Raw genomic sequence first — 23,227 nt, 5'->3', positions numbered from 1 at the left:
TTGGCGACGTTAAAGCAGGACTGAACGCCAAGGAATAGCATGCCCGACCGACCAGCCGTCCTCACCAAACGAACGCTCGACAAGGATCTCGACAAGCTTACGCATGTCGAAGATGCGGCGAAGTTCGTTTCGCGCAAGCTGGTTCCCCCCGGGCTCGGGCTGGTCTTCCTTGGCCTGGCTATGCTTTTTGCCGGCGTTTACGTCTTCGATCGGCCAGGTGCAGTGTTGGTGATCGCCGCTGCGGCGCTTGCAGCTTACATGGCCATGAACATCGGTGCGAATGACGTTACCAACAACGTCGGCGCCGCTGTGGGCGCACGCGCAATGACAATGGGACAAGCGCTTGTCATCGCAGCTATCTTCGAAATTCTCGGCGCGACTGTTGCCGGCGGCGAGGTCGTCAAGACGATCTCGTCAAACATCGTGGATGCGGTAGAGGTGCCGCCGGGGACCCTCAGTTGGATCATGATGGCGGCATTGATGGCCGCCGCATTGTGGATCAACCTCGCGACCTGGATGAACGCGCCGGTATCGACCACGCATGCGATCGTCGGTGCGGTGATCGGCGCGGGTATCGGCGCGGTCGGTCCCGAGCCCGTAAAGTGGCGGGTGATGATTGAGATCACATCGGCTTGGGTGACCTCTCCCTTGATCGGCGGTGTAATCGCGGCAAGCCTGCTTTTCATGGTGAAGACCCTGATCATCTACCGCGCCGACAAGATTGCCGCGGCGCGACGCTGGGTTCCCGTCCTGATCGCGATGATGATCGGCGGCTTCGCCTCCTACATGGTTCTGCAGCTTGAATCGGCTGGTGAGTTCTCATCACCGACAATCATGCTTTTTGGCATCGTGGTCGGCGCGCTAGGGTGGTTCGTCGCGCGTTTATTTGTCCGCAGGCAGTCCGTGGGGCTCGAAAATCGTAACAGCTCGCTGCGTGTGCTGTTTCAAATCCCGCTGATTGGCTCAGCTGCACTGCTCTCATTCGCACACGGGGCCAACGATGTATCCAATGCCGTCGGACCGCTTTCGGCCATCGTGCGCGCGGTCGGAGAATCCGCCGAGGCTGCGCAAGGCCGGCCTCCGATCTGGGTGCTGCTGATCGGCGCCTTCGGCATCTCAGTCGGCCTTCTGCTCTTCGGACCTCGCCTGATCCGGCTGGTGGGCGAGCAGATCACCAAGCTCAATCCTATGCGCGCTTACTGCGTGGCGCTGTCAACAGCCTTTACCGTGATTGTCGCCTCATGGCTTGGTTTGCCGGTCAGTACGACGCATATCGCGGTTGGTTCGGTGTTTGGTGTCGGCTTTTTCCGCGAGTGGTACACGCGGCATTCAAAGCGTCGCATCGAATACATGCGCCGCAAGGCCGAAAACTGGGCGGTCGATGAACCGGAAGATCCGAACACACATGAGGTTCGCCGGCGCTATCTCGTTCGTCGTTCGCACTTCATGACGATCGTCGCCGCCTGGATCATCACGGTGCCGACCTCGGCGGCGCTTGCGGCCATGATCTATTGGGTTATGTTCGCCCTCTTTGTATGAGCAGGACTTTTCAATGCGCGCCAATTTTCGCATGCAGCGGCTTTTCGTGGACGCCCCCCTTACAGCCGGCGCAACGGTGGAGACGACGGCAGACAATTTCAACTATCTCGCCAATGTGCTGCGCATGACCGACGGCGCGCAACTGCTGATCTTCAACGGGCGAGATGGCGAATGGAAAGCGCGCCTTACCTTTCCAACACGAAAGCGGATCGTGCTGGTTGCCGAGGAGCAGACGCGTGCGCAGCCTGCGCCTTCCGAGTTGCACTACCTCTTCGCGCCACTGAAGGTCGGGCGGCTGGATTATCTGGTGCAGAAGGCGGTCGAGATGGGTGCCGGCACACTGCGTCCGGTGATGACGCAGCACGTGCAGGGCAAGATCACCAACCTCGACAAACTTAGGGCAAACGTCATCGAGGCGGCGGAGCAATGCGGCATACTCCATATCCCCGATGTTGCCGAGCCAGTAAGGCTGTTCGACCTCTTGGAACAATGGCCGAGCGACCGCCGCATCATCTATTGCGATGAGGGCGATGCGGGACAGAACCCAATGCCGGTTTTGTCCGAGATCAGCGAGCGAAAGCTGGCCCTCCTCGTCGGCCCCGAGGGCGGTTTCTCCGAGGAAGAACGCGCGCGACTGCTCAGCCTCGATTTCGTGACCGCAATACCGCTCGGGCCGCGGATCCTCAGGGCGGATACGGCGGCAGTGGCGGCCATGGCCGTTATTCAGGCGTCGATCGGCGACTGGAATTAACCTTAGGATCGGTCGCGGCCGAAATATGCTGCTATTTTTTTGATGGGCCGTTGAAACAATTTCACTTGCAACATACGTGGGAGCAGTCCTAATCACCCTTCCAATTGCCCGGTTTTTTCGGGCGCTCTCCCATTGCAGGTAGACTTGAATGGCTCGCGATACCACCGACCAGACGCCACTCTCTTCGGTTCAGGAGCTGACCGACTATCTCGCAGTGGGAAGCAAACCGAAGGAAAGATTCCGCATCGGCACAGAGCATGAGAAGTTCGCCTTCTTCCGGGCCGATAACAGCCCCGTCCCATACTTCGGCGAAGCCAGCATTTCGGCGCTGCTAAAAGGGCTGCAGCAGAAATCCGGCTGGGATGCGATCATGGACGGCGACAACATGATCGGCCTTGGCGAGCCAAATGGAATGGGCGCCATATCGATCGAGCCCGGCGGCCAGTTCGAATTGTCCGGGGCGCCGCTCGAAACGATCCACGAGACCTGCAAAGAATCGAACGCGCATCTTGCTACATTGCGCGAGATCGCCGAGCCCATGGGCATCCGCTTCCTCGGCATTGGCGGCAGTCCGAAATGGACGCTTACCGAAACGCCGGTGATGCCGAAATCCCGCTACGAGATCATGACCCGCTACATGCCGAAGGTCGGATCCAGGGGACTCGATATGATGTATCGCACCTGCACGATCCAGGTGAACCTCGACTTCTCCTCGGAAGCGGACATGCGCAAGAAGATGCGCGTCTCGATGAAGCTTCAGTCTCTGGCAACCGCCCTCTTTGCCTCCTCGCCCTTTACCGAGAGCAAGCTCAACGGCCTGCTCTCATGGCGCGGCGAGATCTGGCGCGACACCGACAACAATCGCTCCGGTCTTCTCGACTTCACTTTCCGCGACGACTTCGGTTTTCATGACTATGTCGAATGGGCCCTCGACGTGCCGATGTATTTCGTCGTGCGCGACGGGCATTATCACGACTGTACTCACGTCACGTTCCGTCAGTTCATGAACGGCGCGCTGAAGGGAGAAGTTGCTGCGTGGGAGCCAACGATGGGAGACTGGACGAACCATCTCTCGACGCTCTTCCCGGATGTGCGCCTCAAGCGCTTCCTTGAGATGCGTGGCGCGGATGGCGGCCCTTGGCGGCGAATCTGTGGATTGCCTGCTTTCTGGGTCGGGCTTCTCTATGACAACGCGGCCCTCGAGGACGCCGATATGCTGACCAAGGACTGGACATTCGACGAGGTCAGCGCCTTGCGCGACGCCGTCCCGTCTCAGGGCTTGAGAGCAAAGTTCCGTGGGCATGAGCTCTATGAAACCGCACGCGAAGTGATCGCGGTCTCGAAGGCGGGTCTGAGGGCGCGTAACATGCTCAACAAGGAAGGTCAGGACGAATCCATCTTCCTTGCGCCGCTCGACGAGGTCATGGCGAAGAAGGCGACTTTGGCCGAGGACCTGCTGGCGCTCTACCATGGCCGCTGGAACGGTTCCGTTGAGCCGGTCTTTGAAGAGTATCAATACTAGGGTCGCAGCCTAAGCTCTTCTGCAAAAAGCGGTTTGCGCATTCCTTTTTCCGGCTATAGTGACGCAATTAAGCGTTGCGAACCGGGAAGGGGATTTCCATGCTGCCACTCTTCGACATGATGATGCAGGCCCAGAACGGCGCGGCAATGGATGCCGTCTCCAAGCAGTTCGATCTAGCCCAGGAGCAGGCGGCCAAGGCGATGGCTGCGCTCATGCCGGCATTTTCCGCCGGTCTGAAGCGGAGTAGCAGCAACCCCTACGATTTCATAGGGCTGATGCAGGCAGTCGCCTCCGGCAACTACGTCAAGTATTTCGAGGACATGAGCAAGGCTTTCACGCCGCAGGGGATATCGGACGGCAACAACATCCTCGCTCAGCTGTTCGGCTCCAAGGAGGTCTCGCGTGCCGTGGCGGCGCAGGCAGCCCAGATGACCGGCGTCGGGCAGGAAATCTACAAGCAGATGCTGCCTGTGATGGCCGACACGTTGATGGGCGGATTGTTCAAGCAGTCGATGGGACAGATGAACGCCCCGGTGAATCCGTTCGCCAATACGGCTATGGGCGAAACCATCCAGAAATGGCTCGAAAGCACCGGCTTCACGCCAAAGGAGAAGCCAGCTCCCGAGCCAAGCATCTTCGACAATCCCTTCATTCAGGCCATGCAGCTGATGTTCGGCATGCAGAAACCGCAAGCAGAAAAGACCGTCCCCAACCCGTTCTTCGACAACCCTTTCGCAAAGGCCTTTCAGGAAATGATGGGTTCGGTCGGAAAGCCGGTTGAACCGAAACGGGCCGAAGCTCCGAAGGAGTGGGCAAAGGCGGAAACGGAAAGCTACATGGACATGCTCAACAACATGTTCGACAGCGGACTCGAGGTGCAGAAGAGCTACCAGAAAAGCATGGAAGCTATCTTCGAAACCTATGTGCCAAAGGCACCTCCCCCCACTTCCCCGAAGGCATAAAAAAACCCGGAGACGGCTGGGAGGCCGGTCACCGGGCAAGAGGCAGGGCTATTGGCTATCACCCTGCGGGGAAAACTGGGTCACCCTTAATCCCTTTGGGACCGGAAGAGCGACTTTGGTCCGCGATTGCCCGCGGACCGCGTCAGGTGTTCCGACGGGTCCTCGAAGAACGTGGAGGCCAGGAACGCTGAAGTGAGGTCGGTCCTGCTAAGGCCGATGTCTTCCAATTGCTTGTCATCGAGATCGTGCAGCCGGTTGATCTCCATACGGTTGCGGAACACGCGCAGTACGGATGACACCGTTGCAAAGCCATTTGCGAGACGCTGAGAGAACGTCAGTGCGGTCCGGCTGCAGTCGAGTTCAAGTATCCGGTCTGTCGTGCGCATGGGTTGATCCTTTCATTGGCGCGCAACAACCCACCCCTCCCGTGAGGTCGAGCGGGAAGGCATTAGGTTGAAATCGGAACGGACAGGCAGGGTGTCTGTCCTTCACTTTGCTTGATTTGCATCCCGAAGATGCCAAACGCCTATTGATCAGTCCAACGAATGTTTCTAATGATTAACATCAGAGATTGTTATAGGTGAACTCATGTCCGCGCCTCTTGATATTGACCAGTTGCAGACCTTTATCGCGATCGTCGATTCGGGCAGCTTCACCAAAGCTGCGGACCGGGTCTACAAGACGCAGTCGGCCGTCTCCATGCAGATGCGGCGGCTGGAAGAGCGCATCGGCAAGCAACTTTTCATCAAGGACGGGCGGGGCAACAGGCTGACCGTCGAAGGCGAGAAGCTCTTAAACTATGCGCGACGTATCATTCGTCTCAACAACGAAGCGATCGCAGCCTTCGACGATAACCGACTGGAAGGTACCCTGCGTATCGGTACGCCCGACGACTACGCCGACCGCTACATGCCGGAGATCATCGGCCGCTTCGCCAAGACACATCCGAATGTCGAGCTCTTTATCGTCTGCGAGCCTTCGGTGGACCTCGCCGAGCGGATGCATCGCGGCGAGCTCGATATCGCGCTGGTAACCCATAACCCGCGCGAGCGTATGTCGGACGTCGTGCGGACCGAACCGCTCTGCTGGGTCGCCTCAGCAAACCATCCGATCCGCGACGACGCCCCGGTGCCGCTCGCCGTCGGTCGCCGCGACTGCCAATGGCGCCAGCTCGCCTGTTCGGCGCTGGACGCGGTCGGACGCGAACACCAGATCCTGTTCACCAGCTGGTCGTGCACCGTGGTCGCAGCCGCAGTCCTTGCCGGCATGGCCGTTTCCGTCATGCCGGAATCGGCTCTGCGTACGGGGATGAAGGTGCTGAGCCAGGCAGACGGCTTCCCCGCTCTGCCGCCGGTTCAGATCGGCATCATGAAGCGGCCAGGTGTCTCCATCTCGCTGATGAACGCGATCACCGCGCACATCACCGCCTGCCTTGACAACATCACGCCGGCCGTCGTCGATGACAATCTCGAACCCGATGTGAAGAACGCCTATGGGCGGCTGCAGCCCCGCCTCAAGGTCGCCAACGTCATCCCCAGCTGGTAGCGTCAGGCAGCAATAGGCGAGAGGAAGGTCGTACGGGTGATGCGTTTCCACTCGTCCAGAATGCGACGGGCGAGCGAATCCTCGCTGACGACGGCAAGCCGGATCGACGCCCCGAGCAGGTGGCTGAATAGATAGCTGCGGGCTTGCATGTCGGCCGCAGATAAGTCCGGCGCAACACGGGCGATGGTGTCCTGGAAAATGTCGGCAATCCGCCTGCTGTGCTCGATGTTGAGACGCAGCAGATCGTGGTCGGTCTCGGTGCCCATCCAGATACCGAGATAGGCGGCATCGTTGCGGTAGTCTTCATAGTGCCAATCAATCGTTGCGGCGAGCACGTCGAGCGCTTGGTCGACGGAATGCACCGACGCAAAGGCTTCGGCAATGCGCGTCTGTATCGCCAAAGCGTGGCGGTCGAAGAGCGCTTTGACGATCGCAGCCTTCTCGGGAAAATACTGATAGACGGAGCCGATGGGCACCTTGGCGGCGACGGCCAGTTCCGTCATTCGCATGGAGCTTACGCCTTTTTCAGCAATAATTGCCGCCGCGGCCGACAAGATGAGGTCGAGCCTTTGAATACTGCGTTCCTGCTTTGGCTTCCGGCGGAGGCCGATGCGATCCAAACTTCCGACCTTCATGTCGTTCCCATTTGTTCTTTGTGGAGCGCCGGAAAGAGTTCATGCCGGCGCCCTTTTGCCGATATGACATGCAGGTCTTCACGACTCGTAAACGAGATCGGTTGGATTGTACCGAACCCGAAAAGTGTAGCAAAATCTGGATGATACATCCAGATTTCGTTGACGGTCGGGCACCGGATCATTGAACTTGCTCCGGCTGGGCATCGACTTTCGGTTGCCTCTACGTAGGCGCGATTCGTAGCCTCCTAGAATGCGCCGAGATGTGTCTGCCGACGCCCCAACGAGTTGCATCTCATTGCCGTCGTAAACACCCCGGAGGGCTATCGCTCCCATTGACCTGCGATAATCTCAAGCCTTACTTACTGCAGAGTTCGATTGGAAGAAATTATCATGCTGACACTTCGACAGATGCGCTATTTCGATGCGCTGGCAACGACGCGCCATTTTGGCAGGGCCGCCGAGATGGTCCACATCAGCCAGCCTGCGCTCTCGACCCAGATCAGGGAGATGGAAGAATATCTCGGCGCCAAGCTTGTCGAGCGCACCCGGCAGAGTACCTTTCTGACCCCGAAAGGCGAAGAGGTCCTGCACTACGTCCGCGCCATCCTGCATCAGGTTGACCTGCTCGAGCAGACGGCCCGAAAGGGCGGCGGCACGCTCGAAGGTCTAATCCGCATTGGAATTATTCCGACGGTCGCTCCCTACCTCGTCCCGCAATTCGTCCCGCATCTGCGTAAGAAATATCCCAGCGTTGAGGTGGAGTTGCGGGAGGCTGTGACTGACCGGCTGATGGCGGATCTTTCAACCGGCAAGCTCGATGCGGTCATCGCAGCGTTGCCGCTCGATATCGAAGGCATTCAGACGCGGCCGCTCTTCACCGATCGCTTCTTCATGGCGGTGGCCGACAACGGCGAGGCGGTGTTGATGTCGCCGTTGACCGAGCATGAGGTGAATGTCGACCGGCTCCTGCTTCTCGAGGAGGGACACTGCCTGCGCGACCAGGCGCTCGCCGTCTGCAGCGCCGGCAAGCGCAGTCTCGTGAACTTCGGTGCGACGTCGATGGCAACGCTTTTGCAAATGGTGTCGCACGACATGGGCATGACCCTCATTCCCGAGATGGCCATTCCGACGGAGACCAGTCGCAATTCGATCCGCATCGTCCCGTTTGCTGACCCGCAGCCGTCGCGCGAGATCGGTCTCGCCTGGCGGCGTAGCAATCATCGCGGCAAGGAGATGGAGGCGCTGGCAGAGGCGATCATTGCTGTCGCCCCTGCCCCGCGCGAACTGGCAGCCTGATCAGGAGAGGTTCTTCTTCAGAAATTCGACCGTCCGGCTCCAGGCAAGGTCAGCAGCCTCCTTGTCGTAACGCGCCGAGGACGTATCGTTGTTGAAGGCATGGTTGACGCCATCATAGACGAAGATCTGAAAGGCCTTGCCGTTCTCCTGCAGCGCCTTCTTGTAGGCGTCGATGCCGGCATTGATGCGGTCGTCGAGGCCGGCATAGTGCAGCATCAGCGCCGCCTTGATACCCGGCACATCGGCAGCCCGCGGCTGGGCGCCGTAATAGGCGACGCCGGCCTTAAGCTCCGGCGATTTCGTGGCGAAATCGTTCACCAACCCACCACCCCAGCAAAATCCGATCACGCCAACCTTGCCATTGGAATTATCAAGCCTGGTCAAATAGGTGAGCGTTGCCTCGGCGTTCGCAATTGTGGCGGCCCGGTCAAGCGTGCTGAACATATCACGGGCCTTGTCTTCATTCTCCGGTGTGCCGCCCTGAGGCGAGAGGAAATCCGGTGCCAATGCGATGAAACCCTCCAGCGCCATGCGGCGCGCAACATCCCGGATGTGCGGGTTGAGACCACGGTTCTCATGGATGACGATCACGGCGCCAAGTTTTCCCGAGGCGTCCTTCGGCTCGACCAGATAGCCTTTCATTTCACCGGCACCGCCGGGATAGGTCACATCCTTTGCAACCAGCCGTTTATCGTCTGCGGCGATCATTTCAGCGCCGGCCTTGTTGGCGGCAAGCATCGGCGCAATGACGGCTGCGGCGCCGGCGGAACCGGCCAGTTTCGTCAGCCTGTCCATGAAGCTGCGGCGGTCGAGTGTCAGATGCGTGTATTCGTCGTAGGCGTTGATCATCGCCTGCGTGATTTCCGGCTCGTCCATTAAGACCTCCTGTTCCCTACCTGTCGGCATTCGCCTGCAGGGGAGATAGGTCGGTGGCGAGTAACGCGGGAACAAAACTGCGTTACCGGGCTCATCCGTTCGGGAAGGCCATCCAGACAGCAAGCCATAGCCACATGCCGCCGAGCACCACGTACCCGGCAGCAAAGAGCGGGCTGCGGTAACGAAGATTGTTGCTGGTGACATGCACGAGGGCATGCAGATAGCGCAGTGCGACGAAGAGCCAGGCAAGGACGACGACCGCAAGGTTGTCGGCCTCCGTAATGTACAGGAGGACACAGCACGCGTAAAAGATCACCGGCAGCTCGAACTGATTGGCGAGGCAATTCTTGACAAAGAGGCCTTCCGGGGGCTCGTCGCGATTTTCTCGGTAGTCCGATCGACGAACCTTCCCTGCCTGAATAAGATTCCGGCGGCGATAAGCGAGAAGCACGTAGAGGAAATAGACCAGGGCCACGTGGGCAATAATGGGCCAGAAGATCTCGTAGCCGGTCATTCTGCCTCTTCCTTGCTGTTTTTCGTTTGATTTCCGTGCTGTAGAGGAAAAGCGTGAGTGTCGCAAATGTCGTTGCGGTGATACTAAGTTTCGCCCTTGTCTTGATGCATGGCACCAATGATAGCGAAGCGAGCAATGACGATCAGGCAGATCGCGAGGCTCGCGAATTTCAGCCGTGTCAACCACGGCAACAGCTGGGCGGCCTGATCTGCTCGCACACCGCCTCCAAAGGCAACCAAGCTCGAGATGTTCTCGCCGTAATCTGCAAAACCGTAAAGGAACGGAACGGCGTAGACGAGCTTGACGAGGAAAGGATCGAGCGGGCGCGCCGAGTAAGAGCCGCCGGGTCTCAGCCTCATCAACACCAGCAACAGGAGAGCGGCGAAAAGCGCCGGAAAGATCATCTCGGGACCAACGTACATGGCCCGCAGCAAATTGTTGGCGATCTCGTTCTGACCGAGGAGCCGCCGCATCCTGCCGACAGTTAATTCGTCATAACCGGCGAAATAGACATCGAGAACGACTTGCCCCGTCTCATGCTTGAAGGGGACGACAAAGCCGAATGTCGTCCAGGCGAGCACGCCAAGGCAGATGGCCGCGAGCAGCGTGATAATCCGGAGCGGAATACGGCTGCCCGCATTCATTTTCAGCCGCCGGCGCTCGGATAGTTGGGGCTCTCGCGGGTGATCGTCACATCGTGCGGGTGGCTTTCGCGAAGGCCAGCGCCGGAGATTCGCACGAAGGTCGCGCGTTCCTGGAACTCCTTGAGATCCTTGCCGCCGACATAGCCCATGGCCGCCTTGAGACCACCGGCAAGCTGGTGCAGGACACCGGAGACCGGGCCCTTGTAGGGAACCTGGCCTTCGATGCCTTCAGGCACGAGCTTCAGCGTATCGCGTACTTCTGCCTGGAAGTAGCGGTCTGCCGAGCCTCGCGCCATGGCGCCGACGGAGCCCATGCCGCGATAGGCTTTGAAGGAGCGGCCCTGGTAGAGATAGACTTCGCCCGGGCTTTCATCGGTGCCGGCGAGCAGCGAACCGATCATGACAGCTGAGGCACCCGAGGCGATCGCTTTGGCGACGTCGCCAGAGAACTTGATGCCGCCGTCCGCGATGACGGGAATATTCTGCGCCTGCGCAGCCTCGACGGCCGACATGATGGCTGCTAGCTGAGGAACGCCAACCCCGGCGACGATGCGCGTCGTGCAGATTGAGCCGGGACCGATACCGACCTTGACGGCGTCCGCACCAGCATCGATCAACGCCCTGGTGCCTTCCGATGTTGCCACGTTGCCGGCCATGACGCGCACCGAGTTGGAAAGCTTCTTCACGCGTTCTACGGCATTCAGAACGCCTTGCGAATGACCGTGCGCAGTATCGACGACGAGAAGGTCGACGCCTGCTTCGATCAGGCGTTCGGCGCGCTCGAAACCATCGTTACCGACGCCGACGGCGGCAGCGGCGCGCAGGCGACCCTGCGCATCCTTGGAGGCATTCGGGTTCAGCTGCGACTTTTCGATGTCCTTGACGGTGATGAGACCGACGCAACGACCTTCGCCGTCGACCACCAGCAACTTTTCGATGCGATGCGCGTGCAGCAGGCGTTTGGCTTCCTGCTGGTCGACGTTTTCCTTGACTGTGACGAGGTTCTCGCGCGTCATCAACTCATAGATCTTCTGTTTCGGATCCGACGCGAAGCGGACGTCACGGTTGGTGAGGATACCAACAAGACGACCGGACTTTTCGACAACAGGAATGCCAGAGATGCTGTAGGTCTTCATGAGGCCGAGCGCATCGGCGAGCGTCGCGTCGGGGCCGATCGTCACCGGATTGACGACCATGCCGCTTTCAAACTTCTTGACCTGCCGGACCTGCTCGGCCTGCTCGGCCGGCGTCAGATTCTTGTGGATGACGCCGAGACCGCCGGCCTGCGCCATGGCGATAGCAAGGCGGCTTTCGGTGACAGTGTCCATGGCCGACGAGATGATCGGAATGTTCAACTCGAAATCAGTGGCGATGCGCGTTGCGACGCTCGTCTGACCGGGCAAGACCTCTGAATGACCGGGCTGCAGGAGCACGTCATCGAACGTCAGCGCGTCCAAACCAGTTGGCGTTTCTATGATGCGAGCCATGGCCAATTTCCTTCAATTAAGAAAAATGCAACGCCTCCCGGAACGAATCGTCCGCACCGGCGGTGTGCAAGTGTTGCGTTGGAAGTTGGCGAGGGCTGGTAACACGTCTATGACAGGAAGGGAATAGTAAAAAGCCCGACGTGTCCGTCGGGCCAGGAATGGCTGCCATACGGCGACATCATAGGTCGAACTGTAGGTCTTTGGAACGAAGCGATACCGAACCACAAAGATCTCGACAAAAGTCGACGGCCGGACCGGCAGGTGGTAGCCGAGGAACGCCGATCATGTCGAATACCTTGCTGCCCATACCGCTGCCTGGCCTTTGGCGTCGTCGATCTTAGCCGCTGAAATACCTGAGCAAGCGTCTCACGCAGACGTGATGCAAACGTGTTTCAGAAGCGGATCTGGAGGTTGGCAAGGGGGGTTGGCAGGGGCTCTGCCGAGGACTACAGAGCACGGGCCCGCCTTCGCAGACCCTCAGGCATTCGCGTATGAACCGCATCGTTCCGCTGATCCTCGCCGTCGCTCTTTTCATGGAGCAGATGGACTCCACCGTCATATCGACCGCCCTGCCGGCCATCGCCAACGACCTCCACGTAGGGCCGATCACGCTGAAGCTCGCGCTAACCTCCTACATGGTGTCTCTCGCGGTCTTCATTCCGATCAGCGGCTGGATGGCGGACCGGTATGGCGCCAAGCGGATCTTTCGCCTCGCCATCTGCGTCTTCGTCGTCGGCTCGATCTTCTGCGCGATCTCGTCTGGCCTGATCGAGTTCGTCTTCGCACGTTTCCTGCAGGGCATGGGTGGCGCGATGATGACGCCGGTCGGCCGCCTGGTGCTTGTGAGAACAACAAAGAAAAGTGAACTGGTTTCGGCCATGGCGCTGCTGACCATTCCGGCACTCGTCGGGCCGCTTGCCGGGCCGCCGCTCGGCGGCTTCATCACCACTTATTTCACCTGGCACTGGATCTTCCTGATCAATGTGCCAGTTGGCATCATCGGCGTTTGGCTCGCCACGATCTTCCTACCGAAAGTGGAGGCCACCGCGCCGCCGAGGCTGGATCTCATCGGCTTCCTGCTCACGTCATTTTCAGCCGCCGGCGTCGTCTTCGGCCTCTCCGTCGTCAGCCTTCCAGCACTGCCACCCCTTATCGGCATCGCGGCCACAGCAATCGGCCTCGTCTGTGGTTTTCTTTATGTGCGCCATGCCAAACGCCATCCAGCGCCGATTCTTAATCTAAACCTCTTCCGCAACCCGACTTTCCGCGCGTCCACCACCGGTGGCACGCTGTTTCGCATCTGCATCGGCGCCATGCCCTTTCTGACGCCACTGATGCTTCAGCTCGGTTTTGGTCTGACGCCTTTCCAATCCGGCCTGATCACCTTTGCCGGCGCGATCGGCGCGATCACGACCAAGTTCATGGCGCGCCGTGTCTTTGCCGTAGCTGGCTTCCGCACGACGCTGCTTTCGGCAGCCGGCGTCACGACGATAGTAACGGTCGCGACCGGCTTCTTCACACCGTACACGCCGCATCTCGTCATTATTGCCGTCTTGTTGATCGGTGGCTTCTCACGCTCGTTCTTCTTTACCGGCGTTAACGCCTTGGCGTTTGCCGATATCGATCATGCACAGGCGAGCCAGGCGACGTCGATGAGTTCGGTGATGCAGCAAATCAGCCTGGCACTCGGCGTCGCGGTTGCTGCCGGGATCCTTGAGACGTCCATCTATTTCCGCGGGGAAGAGCTACAGGTTGCCGACTTTCACATTGCGTTTTACGTGATCGCGATCCTGACCGTCGTGGCGACCATTCCCTTCATCCGGATGGACAAGAGCGCCGGCGCGCTGGTTTCCGGCCACCGCGCAAAGCGTCTTGTCCCGGCGACGATCGAGGCGGAACAACAGGCCGTAAAGTAGGAGCTATTCCGGGGTCTCGCAGACGGCACTCAGCTTGTTGCCATCTGGATCGCGCACGTAGGCGGCGTAAAAATTGGCATGGAACGGCCGCAACCCGGGTGCGCCTTCATCGACCCCGCCGGCGGCAAGTGCCGCGGCATGGAATGCATCCACGTCCGCCCGCCGTTCAGCATGAAGTGCGACCATCGAACCATTTCCGCTCGACGCGCGCCTGCGATTGAATGGAGTGACGATCCAGAGCCGGCAGCGGGTGTCCCCGTCGGCGGAGTAGCCGATTTCCTCCTCTGAATGGCGCTGGCGCCTATAGCCAAGGAGCGGCAGGACGTTATCGTAAAACCGCCTGGCTTGGTCGATGTCGTTGGTTCCGAGGGTGACGTACAGGAGCATGGTGCCGGGCATTCAAGGTCTTGGGAGATCGATCATCACCCAAGACCAGCCCAAAGATCAAGCTTCCTTAGCATCTGGCTCCGCTTGGCGCCCTTTAAAGCCTTTTGCCAACAGGAACATCTCCACGGATTCGGCCCGCGACGACGCCGGTTTGACATGGACGACCTGCTTGAAATGCCGCTTCAGCATATTAAGAAGATCGCGCTCGGTTCCCCCCTGGAAGGTCTTTGCTAGGAAGTGGCCGCCCTCGCCCAGCACTTCAACGGCAAAGTGCGCCGCCACTTCGCAGAGATGCATGGTTCGCAGGTGATCGGTACGGTGGTGACCGGTGGTGGGCGCCGCCATATCCGAAATCACCAGATCCGGTGTGCCGCCAACGGCCTCGATCAGCTGCGCCGGCGCCGAGGGATCGAGGAAATCCAGTTGCAGGATCTTCACGCCGGGCAGCTGATCCATCTCCAGAAAGTCGATCGCCGCGACCCGGATATCCTCATCCGTCGAGCCTGTGACTTTGGCAGCGATTTGCGACCAGCTTCCGGGTGCAGCGCCAAGATCGATGATGCGGCGAGCGCCCTTCAGGATGTTGTGCTTCTCGTCGATCTCGAGCAACTTGAAGGCGGCGCGCGCGCGATAGCCCTCGAGCTGGGCGCGCTGCACATAAGGATCGTTGATGTGGCGCTGCAGCCATTGCCGCGACGACGCCTTCATCTTCTTGTTCTTGACGCGCTGGCCTAGTTTGCGGCCAGTGCGGTTACCGGCAATCGTTGGCTTTGCCATGCTTGTCCCCTATTTGCCGCGCTGGCCGCGGCGATGGCGGTGGCGCCGCCAAACGCCATCGTCCGCCATCATGTCTGTCAGCAGGCCTTCCCTCAAGCCACGATCGGCAACGCGCATGCGCGGGCTCGGCCACCGGCGACGGATGGCTTCGAGAATGGCGCAGCCCGCCAGCACCAGATCGGCACGGTCCGGTCCGATGCAGGGATTGGCGGCGCGGCTGGCGAAATCCCACGACAACAGCTTAGCTTGCATCGCCGAGACTTCATCGTCCGACAACCAAATGCCATCGACCTTGCGCCTGTCATAGCGTGGCAGGTCGAGGTGAACCCCGGCGAGTGTCGTCACCGTGCCCGAGGTGCCGATCAGATGGAAATCGTCGGCATGGTCGATCTCGATAGCGGGGCAGTTGAAATTGGCAAGCATGCCCTCCACCTCGACCACCATCCCTTCAAAGAGATCGGGCGTGACATCCCGTCCGCCATGGCGCTCCGAAAGGGTGACGACGCCGACGGGAAGCGAGGTCCAGTGGGTGATGTGATTGGCGAGTCGATTGAAGCGGTTGTCGCCGATGCGGATGACCGCGATTTCGGAGGAGCCGCCACCAATATCGAATAGGACCACCGAGCGCGTCTCACGCCCGACGAGCGAGGAGCAACCCGAGACCGCGAGCCGCGCTTCGGTTTCCCTATCGATGATCTCGAGCTCGAGGCCCGTCTCGGCAACGACGCGCTCGAGAAACTCGGCGCCGTTGCTTGCCTGCCGGCAGGCCTCGGTTGCGATTAGCCTCATGCGACGGATTTCACGGTTCTTCAGCTTGGAAGCGCAGACGCGCAGCGCATCAACCGCGCGATCCATGGCACCGTCAGAGAGCCTGCCACTTGCCGCCAATCCCTCGCCAAGGCGCACGATCCGCGAGAAGGCATCGACAACGCGAAACTGGCCAGGCCGGGTCGGTTGGGCAATCAGCAGGCGGCAATTGTTAGTACCAAGATCGAGAGCGGCGTAGAGCTCGTCCGGCCACGGATGTTCGCCATGGTTGCGCTGACCGTTTTCGGACTGACGCGTCGCACGATTCTCGTTCTGACCTGTCCGCGATTCGGCGATTTCATTCCTTGCCGTCGCCGGTTGCGGCTGAACCGGATGCCCGACCGGTTTCTCATGCACTAGGGGACGTCCCTGCAGGCCGCGCTTGCCGCGATGTTTGCGGCGATTACGGCGACTCGGCAGCGTCTCGCCGTCCCCGCGAGCGACAACAAGTCCGGCGATTGCGGAGATTTCACTGCTTTGACGATGCGGTTGCACCGCTTCAGCTGAGGCGCCTGCGCCACGACGGCGGCGCTTTCGCTTGCGCGCCGCGCTGCCAGCTTCAATCGGGCGTGCCGCCTCTCCGGTCTCGCCGGAGAGGACATGCTGAGCGGATTGGCTCGCATTGCGGGATTGCCCGCCACGCTTGCCCTTGCGGCGCCTGGACTTCTTTCCGTCCTTGCGCCCTGCCGCCAACGCCCCGTTACCTTGCGGCCTTTGGCCGCCTTCGGGGTCTTCCACGTTCTTTTTCCATCGCGCCGCGCAAGTCCAAAAGGTATGCAGCAGGCGCTCATTCGATTTTGCGTTGGCGCGAAGATACCAGCGCATGGCGAAATCGCCAAATTCTTTTTGGCACTACCGAAGAGGCCCACGTTTTGAGATCGAAACGTGTTGCAAAACTCTGTTCATTTTTTTCGAAACAGGTATTTGCAATCCGCGAGCTTTTGTTTATAAGCGCCGCACACCAGCGGACCCGCTTCGAGCGCCGCACCTGCTGGGGAATAGTTCAATGGTAGAACAGCGGACTCTGACTCCGTCGATCTTGGTTCGAATCCAGGTTCCCCAGCCAAATTTTTCATCAAAGAAAACAAATACTTACATTTACGCTAGGCGCAGGATATCGTCAGTTTCATATCGCAACAAGTTGCGCTTAATTCCCTTGATTTGCAGGCGTTCCCTGCGCTGACGGCGAATCCATGCAACATGAGATGCAACATGCGACACGTTGCGGGCGGTTGACGAAGACTATGCAGGCCCTAGCTTAGGTCCGGCACCGCAATAGGTGCACTCTTCCTCAGCTACCAGCGCCCGCGCCCCTCCTGCGGGTCTTCTCTTTGTCTGCGCTTCGTGACGGGAGAACTACCGATGATGCGACGCTGTATACCCTAGCTGAAGCGGCAGAGTTATTCTTTAGCCGAAAACTGACAAAAAGTGCGCTGCGCACGGAAGCGCGCAAAGGCAACCTCGAAGTCATTCGTATAGCGAACAAGGATTTTGTCACAAGGCGAAGCGTCATGGACATGGTGGAGCGATGTAAGGTGCCTGCAAAGGCAAAGCCGCAAGCCACCCAACTTCCGTCGGTATCTGCGCAGGAAACCCTGCGTGTTTTGCTTCGTAAGCCCAAATAGTGATTTGAGTAGGGCTCTTTGGCTGCAAGAACAAGAGACCCACCATGGCGAAAAAAATCCAGGACACTCCGCAGGAAGGCTCTAGCCTCAACGAGCCTCCAGAGGAGCGCCCGCTAGTCGAGATTAGGACTTATTCGGTCGCTGCGGATGGGCGCCTAGAGGAATTGAATAGCTACCCTTTTGAAACCTATGGCACGTGCCCAGTGGTTGGGGACACCATCCTTACCCGTGACTACATCCGAGGGGGCGCTACTCCCTACGTGGTGAAGAAGCGATACTTCGTGGACGAGGGAAGTCGATACGCAGGTTGGGCACTTATACTGCAAGAGGTCGAATCGGTCGGCGAGCCGATCCAGCTCTGGGGTGAATGGAACGAGGCCACCGAATTTTGGGATAAACTAGCCCAAGAAGAAACCGAGAAATTCAACGTATCAGTGCTTCGCGAAGCCCTAAGAGGTGCCGTAGCGAAAAAGCCAAAATCCGAAAAAGATAAGAAGGGAACGTATGACCCGCGCATCATTCCGCCAAGCTGACATCGAGCGGCTAATCCGAGCTGCAGAGAAGACGGGCGCTGCGGTGCAGGTGGATCTCAAGACCTACGTCGTGACCATATTTCCAGCTGCCGGGTCTGCTCCGAAGCCCCGCCTCCCCTCCAGATTCCACAAGCTCCACGATATGGAACGGAGAACTGGGACGATGAAGACTGGGCAGACTATCGGCCGTATCAGAGGACGGACGCACCGCCACCGCCTATCCAGCCTGAATTGGATCACAGAGAATTTGCGGCGATGATAAAGCTTGTGGAGCTAGGTGTAGGCCAGCGCCTTCACCCTGCTGGTACGCGCGGCTTCGGACCGGGGTCTCAGAAGAAGCTGGCGGATCGAGGCTACATCGAAATTATCCACGGGCCTGGGCAGAAGGCTTCCGACGGCGAGGTCAGCCTGACCCAAACGGGTCTTGCTGACTGGAAGGCTCAAAAGGCCTACGTTAAGAAATACCCGTCCTTTTGATGGATCAACACAACGCCATGAGCCAGGACAAGGATATCCGCCGAGCCAACCTCGACGCCGCCAACAGCAAGGCAGAGCCTGGAACGCCGGTAAACCTTCTGGAGATCGGCCCTGTGCTCGTGCTGGAGAAGAATTACACGGAGCTTGAGGTTGTGGATGCGCTCTATGCAATGCAGGAGAAGAAGGTGATAGAGCTGCTCGACGGGAATAGGATGAGGGTCCTATGAGCTGTGGTAATCGGCCAGCGATCTTGTGACGTTCCGATAATTTAGTGTCGGAACAATTAGACGGTCGCCGTTCTTGGGTCATGACCAGATATTTTTTCCATATCCGCGACGGCGACGACCTCGTTGAAGATACCGAAGGCGTCGAACTACAGGATCACGCTTCGGCACGCGAAGAGGCCATTCGAGCGGCAAGGGAGATGCTGGCTGAAAAGCTGCTTCTCGGCGAGCGTATCGATGGGGAGCTTTTTGAGGTGACCGACGAAAGCGGTCGTGTTGTTGAAACGATTCCGTTTAAGTCGGTCATGAAGATTTGATGTCATAGATGGCAGCATTGTCCTGCTTCTCGCGCAGCCCCTTATATGCAGCCCCTTATATGAGGGGTGGCGAAGCTTTCCGTCATGTGTCCAGGCGCGATACTCGATCTCGGCAATCAGCGTAGGCTGCACCCATACCAGGTTCTTGCGCCGGCGGTCGTATTTGACCGGTGCCGTCTTGCGTTGGATCCGATCGAGCGTCTTTCGCAGAGCCTCGGCACTCCGCTCGTTGAAGCCGGTACCGACCGAGCCGACGTAAACCCAATCATTGCCCTTTCGTGCTGCCAGCAAGAGGCTACCGATCCCTCCCCGCGCCACCAATGAAGGCTCGTAGCCCACGACCATGAAGCTATCGCTTTGGACGCACTTCACCTTCACCCACTTGCCGAGCCTGCCCGAGCGATAAGGACTGTCCTTGTATTTCGCGATGATGCCCTCAAGGCCGTGCTCGCACGCCGCGTCGAAGATATCGCGCCCGTCTCCCTCGATCTCTTCGGAAAGCCGGATGGCGCCGTGCTCGTTCTTCAAAAGTGATTGGAGGAAGTACCGGCGGGCAGTGAGTTCGAGGCTTCGAATGTCATGACCGTCGAAATACAGAAGATCGAAGGCGAACATGATGGAAGCGCGGGAGTTGAGTTTGCCGCCCCTCCCTCCGGGCGATTGCTGAAGTTGGCCGAAGTTCGGAAGGCCCTGTTCGTCGAGCACGACAGCCTCGCCATCCAGGATGACGGAACCGACTCCGAGGCGTTTGGCGTCTGCCTCGATCGCAGGGAAACGATGCGTCCAATCATGGCCACCGCGCGTGAGAATGCGGACATTGTCGTTGTTGAGGTGCACTGCGATCCGATATCCATCCCATTTGATCTCGTAGAGCCAATCGGGCCCAACCGACGGACGAGGCTTGAGAAGCGCCAAGCAAGGCTCGATGCGAGCCGGCATAGGATCAAAGGGAAGATTGGGCTGCAACGGATCGCGCGGCTTGCGCGCTCGGGAGCGAAGCGGCTTTTCGTCTGCCAGGCTTGGAAGGCGGTGACTTTGCCATCAGGTGATTAAATAAGGAAAGCTTAAAAAGACAATTACGCACCGCATCGCCTGTGTATTATCTTGTTTGACCGGGGCATCACCGCCATTGGGGAGAGACGAAGGTCCGTGACGATGGATGCACGCACGTCGTCAGAAAAGCTGAACGTGCAAAGTCTGTGGAATGTGTTAGGAACGCGTCTTCAAACGACACAGGTTTCCTAAACATGATTGAGCTTTCCCCATCGCAAATTGCCGCATTGAAACTGGCCAAAGACGGCGATCTATATCCGCAGCCGTCGAGTAGATGGACCCACCAGAATGCAACGGTGACCTACGCGAAGTCCGACCGCTGGAAAGAACGGCCCCAGAAAGCGAAGTCCGTAACAGCCAAAGCTTTGGATGAGCTAGATGGATTTGGCTTTCTAGAGCGGCGGCATCTCGACGATGACAGAGCGAAAGACGTCTACGGGATCACGATGGCCGGGAAGGTTTGGCTACTTAAGAACAAGTAGAGCGGGACGACCAGAACGAGCGCGAGCTCCACGGCTTCAAGGACATAACTGTGCTATTTTTTTGCTCTGTTAGGTGGGAGGACACTGCATGATCGCTCGGAGAGACTTCACATACGAAGAATGGAGCTGCCTCTTGCATCTCTATCGTCACGAAACCGTCGACATCCCGAACGATCGGATCCGTAGCTTCAAGGAGGCGGGCGTCACTGAGGAACTGGTAAACGGAATCTGTCTCAGTCCAGCAGGTAGGCAATTGGTCGCGCATGAGTTACTTCTAGAGCGTAGGAACCGGCTCCAGCGATGACTACTCCCAGACAATAGAAAAAGCCGCCCAACCGGGTAAGGCTTGGCGGCTGACGTTTTGGTGGGAGTCTGTTATCGTGGCCGATAATCGTCATCTTCGCTGGCATCAGGAAGAATCCCCAAGATGACGCCGATCGCTACCGCTCCCGCGGCACCCCAGAACAGCCTTGGATCGTAGGCTGTTGCGCCAAAGGCATTAGCGGCGCTCGAGACCATGCTGCAAGGGTCGCCAATCGTATAGATGCACTCGTCCGGCAACTCGCCGTTCGCGTCCAAAAACTGCATCACCTGCGAATAGAATATGTACCACCACACGTAGGACACCGCGAGCCCGACACCGCCGGCCACGATAAGCAAATGGGAAAGTCGGTTGACCACGCCACTGCCCCCGCTGATAAAGGGTCGCCCGACCGTAGCGGTGGACCACGGCTGTGTAAATCTCTGCCGCGGCGCGCACTGCACTCTCGCGGGAAACGCTCAGGATGTGAAGATCAGTTGGGGGATTTTGGTTTCGGACGTTTAAGCTAACAATGAAAAGGCCCCATCGAGTTGACCCAGGCGGGTATCCTCGCCCAAAGAACCGCCCACATCAGGCCGGCGCCCTTGTCTGGAGATCGAGAGCGTCGAGGCATTCCTGCTTTCTCCGGTTGGCGTACCAGCGATAGGCAGAGGAGCCGGCCGCGACGACAAGCCCCGCCGATGATCAGCGCCGCTATCGTTCGATCAATCCATGGCGAAGAGCCGGTCAGCGGCATGAGCTGATCCTTGGCTGCCGTCATTGCTCCTCGACCGGATCGCTCAGCGCCTTCAACAGACGCAGCAACACGTCCTCGATATCGGGTTCCATCCTGCTGGATACGAGACTTTTCGTCTTGGCCGCCGAGATCGCCTCTCGATTTCCGAGGCGATCTCGGCGGCCAGCGGCATGTCGAACTCCACAAAGATCGCAAGCAGCGGCCGTTCCGCGCTGGCGACGGATCGGAACGGAATGGGCACGGATGCCAGATAGTGCTCCTCGTCGTAGCGATGCACTTCGCCTTCGGGCATGCCTTGCTTGCGCCCCTCCAGCACGAAGACGGCCCCCCTCAAACTCGTCTCCGACAGGATCGAGCGCCTGCAGCAGGAGATCGAAACCTGGAAATCCTCACTGTCTCGACCGACGGCTGATGGCCGCTGCAACGACAGCGGCAGACGCGCCCAGTCTTCTGAGCGGCGCGGTTTGCCGCTGATTCGCATAGGGATATCCGGTTCGGACCAAGACCTGCCGCCGCGCTTGGCCATCCAGGCGGCTGCTTGGGTCGAAAATCGCCTTCCTGAGCATCGTGGATGGGTGGTTATGGACCGTGGGACCGAGACCCCGGAACGTCCGTTCCTGCTCAATACTGCTCCGCCCCCATCCAGCGCTCGCTCCTTTGACCTGCATCAATGTCACCGCGGCGTCGCAGGGTCAGTCTTGCAGTGGGTGGCCGGTACGTGGGAGGAGGCTGACATGAAATCTCTCCGAATCGTCGCTCGTCGTTTTGGCGGGCCGGAGGTATTGGAAACGGTGCAGGAAGAGGCGCCAGAGCCGGGCCGAGGCGAGGTGCGGGTGCGCGTGTTCGCTGCCGGCGTTTCCTTCGCAGAAATGCTGATGAGGGAGGGTATCCATCCGGAAAAAACCACTCTGCCATTCACGCCGGGATGGGACATTGTCGGTGCCGCGGACAAAGCCGGAGAGGGAGCCTCTAAGGCAATGGTCGGTCAAATCGTTGCGGCACTGCCAATTCATGGCGGTTACGCCCAACACATTTGCCTACCGGAGAGTGAACTCAATCCTGTTCCCGCTGGTCTTGATCCCGCCGAGGCCGTGAGCCTTGTGCTTAACTATGTAACGGCCCATCAGATGATCCATCGCGTTGCACATGCTTCAGCAGGACAACGGGCACTCATTCATGGTGCGGCCGGAGGAGTCGGCACCGCCTTGCTGCAACTTGGTCGTCTGGTGGGTCTGGAAATGTATGGCACCGCATCTCTAGCGGATCATCAGATCGTATCGGATCTGGGCGCCACGCCAATCGACTATCAAAAGAGCGACTTTGTCGACGAGATTCATCGCCTAACCGGTCAAGGGGTGGATATCGTCTTCGATGGAGTTGGAGAAACCAATGTCTGGCGCTCATTTCAAGTTCTGAAACCGGGGGGCCGCGTTATCGCTTATGGCTTCACCTCGTTCTTACAAAAGGGCCAGCTTGCGGGTGGTTTGCGCTACCGTCTTCGCGGCATACTGCGCCCTGCATGGTACGCGCTTCGTGCTTTCCTTTCGCCCGGCAGACGACGCATTCTCCCCTACAGCATACAATATCTGAAACGGTGGAGACCCGCATGGTTTCGGGAAGATTTAGGCGCATTGCTTAATCTGCTCCGGGACAAAAAGATCAAGCCGATAATCGCTGACCGGATTCCGCTCGGTGAGGCACGCCGTGCACACGAATTGATCGGCGGGGGATCAGTGAGGGGCAAACTTGTGTTGGTTTGTAATGCTGACTAAAGCGCGTCGTTGCTATCGGCGCCAACTT

23 protein-coding genes, 1 tRNA gene and 2 pseudogenes are annotated in these 23,227 nt (G+C 59.0%); 14 read left to right on the top strand and 12 right to left on the bottom strand.

The features are described from left to right. The first annotated feature begins 39 nt into the window (after nt 1–39). The 4 genes from BN77_RS08035 (at nt 40) to BN77_RS08020 (ending at nt 4,774) form a co-directional block, all read left to right on the top strand. Complete coding sequence (locus tag BN77_RS08035) at nt 40–1,539, top strand: inorganic phosphate transporter (protein ID WP_007530346.1); 1,500 nt, start codon at nt 40–42, stop codon at nt 1,537–1,539. A gap of 13 nt (nt 1,540–1,552) precedes the next feature. After that, nucleotides 1,553–2,290: a 16S rRNA (uracil(1498)-N(3))-methyltransferase gene (locus tag BN77_RS08030; RefSeq protein WP_007530344.1), complete on the top strand. Its 738-nt coding sequence runs from the start codon at nt 1,553–1,555 to the stop codon at nt 2,288–2,290. 148 nt (nt 2,291–2,438) lie between these two features. Continuing rightward, nucleotides 2,439–3,812 (top strand): glutamate--cysteine ligase, encoded by a 1,374-nt coding sequence (locus BN77_RS08025; RefSeq protein ID WP_007530342.1) that lies wholly within the window; start codon nt 2,439–2,441, stop codon nt 3,810–3,812. Between the two features lie 98 nt (nt 3,813–3,910). After that, nucleotides 3,911–4,774 (top strand): DUF937 domain-containing protein, encoded by an 864-nt coding sequence (locus BN77_RS08020; protein ID WP_007530340.1) that lies wholly within the window; start codon nt 3,911–3,913, stop codon nt 4,772–4,774. 86 nt (nt 4,775–4,860) lie between these two features. On the opposite strand, the gene BN77_RS08015 is transcribed toward BN77_RS08020, so the two are convergent. After that, nucleotides 4,861–5,160: a YjiS-like domain-containing protein gene (locus BN77_RS08015; protein WP_007530338.1), complete on the bottom strand. Its 300-nt coding sequence runs from the start codon at nt 5,158–5,160 to the stop codon at nt 4,861–4,863. Nucleotides 5,161–5,362: 202 nt separating this feature from the next. Here BN77_RS08015 and BN77_RS08010 point away from each other — a divergent pair, with 202 nt between their 5' ends. After that, a complete protein-coding gene (locus BN77_RS08010; protein ID WP_007530336.1) occupies nt 5,363–6,319 on the top strand; it encodes a LysR substrate-binding domain-containing protein in 957 nt (318 codons plus the stop codon). 2 nt (nt 6,320–6,321) lie between these two features. On the opposite strand, the gene BN77_RS08005 is transcribed toward BN77_RS08010, so the two are convergent. Continuing rightward, entirely contained in the window at nt 6,322–6,954 is a 633-nt protein-coding gene (locus BN77_RS08005; protein ID WP_007530334.1) for a TetR/AcrR family transcriptional regulator, read from the bottom strand. Between the two features lie 390 nt (nt 6,955–7,344). On the opposite strand from BN77_RS08005, the gene BN77_RS07995 reads away from it, so the two are divergent. Continuing rightward, nucleotides 7,345–8,250: a hydrogen peroxide-inducible genes activator gene (locus BN77_RS07995; protein WP_007530332.1), complete on the top strand. Its 906-nt coding sequence runs from the start codon at nt 7,345–7,347 to the stop codon at nt 8,248–8,250. On the opposite strand, the gene BN77_RS07990 is transcribed toward BN77_RS07995, so the two are convergent. The 4 genes from BN77_RS07990 to guaB all read right to left on the bottom strand — a co-directional run bounded on the left by BN77_RS07990 (nt 8,251) and on the right by guaB (nt 11,771). Further along, nucleotides 8,251–9,126 carry a dienelactone hydrolase family protein gene (locus BN77_RS07990; RefSeq protein WP_007530330.1) on the bottom strand — a complete coding sequence of 292 codons (876 nt, stop codon included), beginning with the start codon at nt 9,124–9,126 and terminating at the stop codon, nt 8,251–8,253. Between the two features lie 91 nt (nt 9,127–9,217). After that, entirely contained in the window at nt 9,218–9,640 is a 423-nt protein-coding gene (locus BN77_RS07985; protein ID WP_007530328.1) for an MAPEG family protein, read from the bottom strand. A gap of 83 nt (nt 9,641–9,723) precedes the next feature. Further along, nucleotides 9,724–10,284: a hypothetical protein gene (locus BN77_RS07980; protein ID WP_007530326.1), complete on the bottom strand. Its 561-nt coding sequence runs from the start codon at nt 10,282–10,284 to the stop codon at nt 9,724–9,726. Nucleotides 10,285–10,286: 2 nt separating this feature from the next. Continuing rightward, nucleotides 10,287–11,771, bottom strand: coding sequence for an IMP dehydrogenase (gene guaB, locus BN77_RS07975; protein WP_007530324.1), 1,485 nt, complete (start codon nt 11,769–11,771; stop codon nt 10,287–10,289). 491 nt (nt 11,772–12,262) lie between these two features. Here guaB and BN77_RS07970 point away from each other — a divergent pair, with 491 nt between their 5' ends. Beyond that, nucleotides 12,263–13,687, top strand: a complete 1,425-nt coding sequence (locus BN77_RS07970; protein ID WP_007530320.1) for an MFS transporter — start codon at nt 12,263–12,265, stop codon at nt 13,685–13,687. Between the two features lie 3 nt (nt 13,688–13,690). Here BN77_RS07970 and BN77_RS07965 read toward each other — a convergent pair whose 3' ends face one another. Genes BN77_RS07965 through BN77_RS07955 form a run of 3 tightly spaced genes read right to left on the bottom strand, consistent with a single transcriptional unit; the run spans nt 13,691 to nt 16,396 of the window. Continuing rightward, nucleotides 13,691–14,074, bottom strand: a complete 384-nt coding sequence (locus BN77_RS07965) for a VOC family protein (RefSeq protein WP_028749931.1) — start codon at nt 14,072–14,074, stop codon at nt 13,691–13,693. Between the two features lie 57 nt (nt 14,075–14,131). Beyond that, nucleotides 14,132–14,851: an RlmE family RNA methyltransferase gene (locus BN77_RS07960; protein ID WP_007530316.1), complete on the bottom strand. Its 720-nt coding sequence runs from the start codon at nt 14,849–14,851 to the stop codon at nt 14,132–14,134. A 9-nt stretch (nt 14,852–14,860) separates the two neighbouring features. Continuing rightward, entirely contained in the window at nt 14,861–16,396 is a 1,536-nt protein-coding gene (locus tag BN77_RS07955; protein ID WP_007530314.1) for a Ppx/GppA phosphatase family protein, read from the bottom strand. 254 nt (nt 16,397–16,650) lie between these two features. Here BN77_RS07955 and BN77_RS07950 point away from each other — a divergent pair. The 5 genes from BN77_RS07950 to BN77_RS33425 all read left to right on the top strand — a co-directional run bounded on the left by BN77_RS07950 (nt 16,651) and on the right by BN77_RS33425 (nt 18,834). Beyond that, nucleotides 16,651–16,724 (top strand) — tRNA-Gln (locus BN77_RS07950). A 603-nt stretch (nt 16,725–17,327) separates the two neighbouring features. After that, nucleotides 17,328–17,816 (top strand): hypothetical protein, encoded by a 489-nt coding sequence (locus BN77_RS07945; RefSeq protein WP_007530310.1) that lies wholly within the window; start codon nt 17,328–17,330, stop codon nt 17,814–17,816. A gap of 255 nt (nt 17,817–18,071) precedes the next feature. Next, entirely contained in the window at nt 18,072–18,293 is a 222-nt protein-coding gene (locus BN77_RS07935) for a hypothetical protein (protein WP_007530307.1), read from the top strand. Between the two features lie 17 nt (nt 18,294–18,310). Then, nucleotides 18,311–18,520, top strand: a complete 210-nt coding sequence (locus BN77_RS07930; RefSeq protein ID WP_157224440.1) for a hypothetical protein — start codon at nt 18,311–18,313, stop codon at nt 18,518–18,520. An 80-nt stretch (nt 18,521–18,600) separates the two neighbouring features. After that, nucleotides 18,601–18,834 carry a DUF6894 family protein gene (locus BN77_RS33425; protein WP_040676886.1) on the top strand — a complete coding sequence of 78 codons (234 nt, stop codon included), beginning with the start codon at nt 18,601–18,603 and terminating at the stop codon, nt 18,832–18,834. Here BN77_RS33425 and ligD read toward each other — a convergent pair. Continuing rightward, nucleotides 18,821–19,876 (bottom strand): annotated as a pseudogene (ligD, locus tag BN77_RS07920) (non-homologous end-joining DNA ligase). The gene BN77_RS33425 and the pseudogene ligD sit on opposite strands and share 14 nt — an antisense overlap. Nucleotides 19,877–20,081: 205 nt before the next feature. Here ligD and BN77_RS07915 point away from each other — a divergent pair. Then, nucleotides 20,082–20,369, top strand: a complete 288-nt coding sequence (locus tag BN77_RS07915; RefSeq protein ID WP_040676884.1) for a hypothetical protein — start codon at nt 20,082–20,084, stop codon at nt 20,367–20,369. Between the two features lie 375 nt (nt 20,370–20,744). On the opposite strand, the gene BN77_RS07905 is transcribed toward BN77_RS07915, so the two are convergent. Further along, nucleotides 20,745–21,050 (bottom strand): hypothetical protein, encoded by a 306-nt coding sequence (locus tag BN77_RS07905; protein ID WP_007530296.1) that lies wholly within the window; start codon nt 21,048–21,050, stop codon nt 20,745–20,747. A gap of 406 nt (nt 21,051–21,456) precedes the next feature. Continuing rightward, nucleotides 21,457–21,755: pseudogene (locus tag BN77_RS34695) on the bottom strand (AraC family transcriptional regulator); the annotation flags it as partial. A gap of 406 nt (nt 21,756–22,161) precedes the next feature. On the opposite strand from BN77_RS34695, the gene BN77_RS07895 reads away from it, so the two are divergent. Next, nucleotides 22,162–23,199: a medium chain dehydrogenase/reductase family protein gene (locus BN77_RS07895; protein WP_007530292.1), complete on the top strand. Its 1,038-nt coding sequence runs from the start codon at nt 22,162–22,164 to the stop codon at nt 23,197–23,199. Nucleotides 23,200–23,227: the final 28 nt, after the last annotated feature.

This window comes from Rhizobium mesoamericanum STM3625, from assembly GCF_000312665.1.
GTDB lineage: Bacteria > Pseudomonadota > Alphaproteobacteria > Rhizobiales > Rhizobiaceae > Rhizobium > Rhizobium mesoamericanum.
Note: the sequence above shows the minus strand (reverse complement) of the source record. Positions and strands in the feature narration are given on the sequence as shown.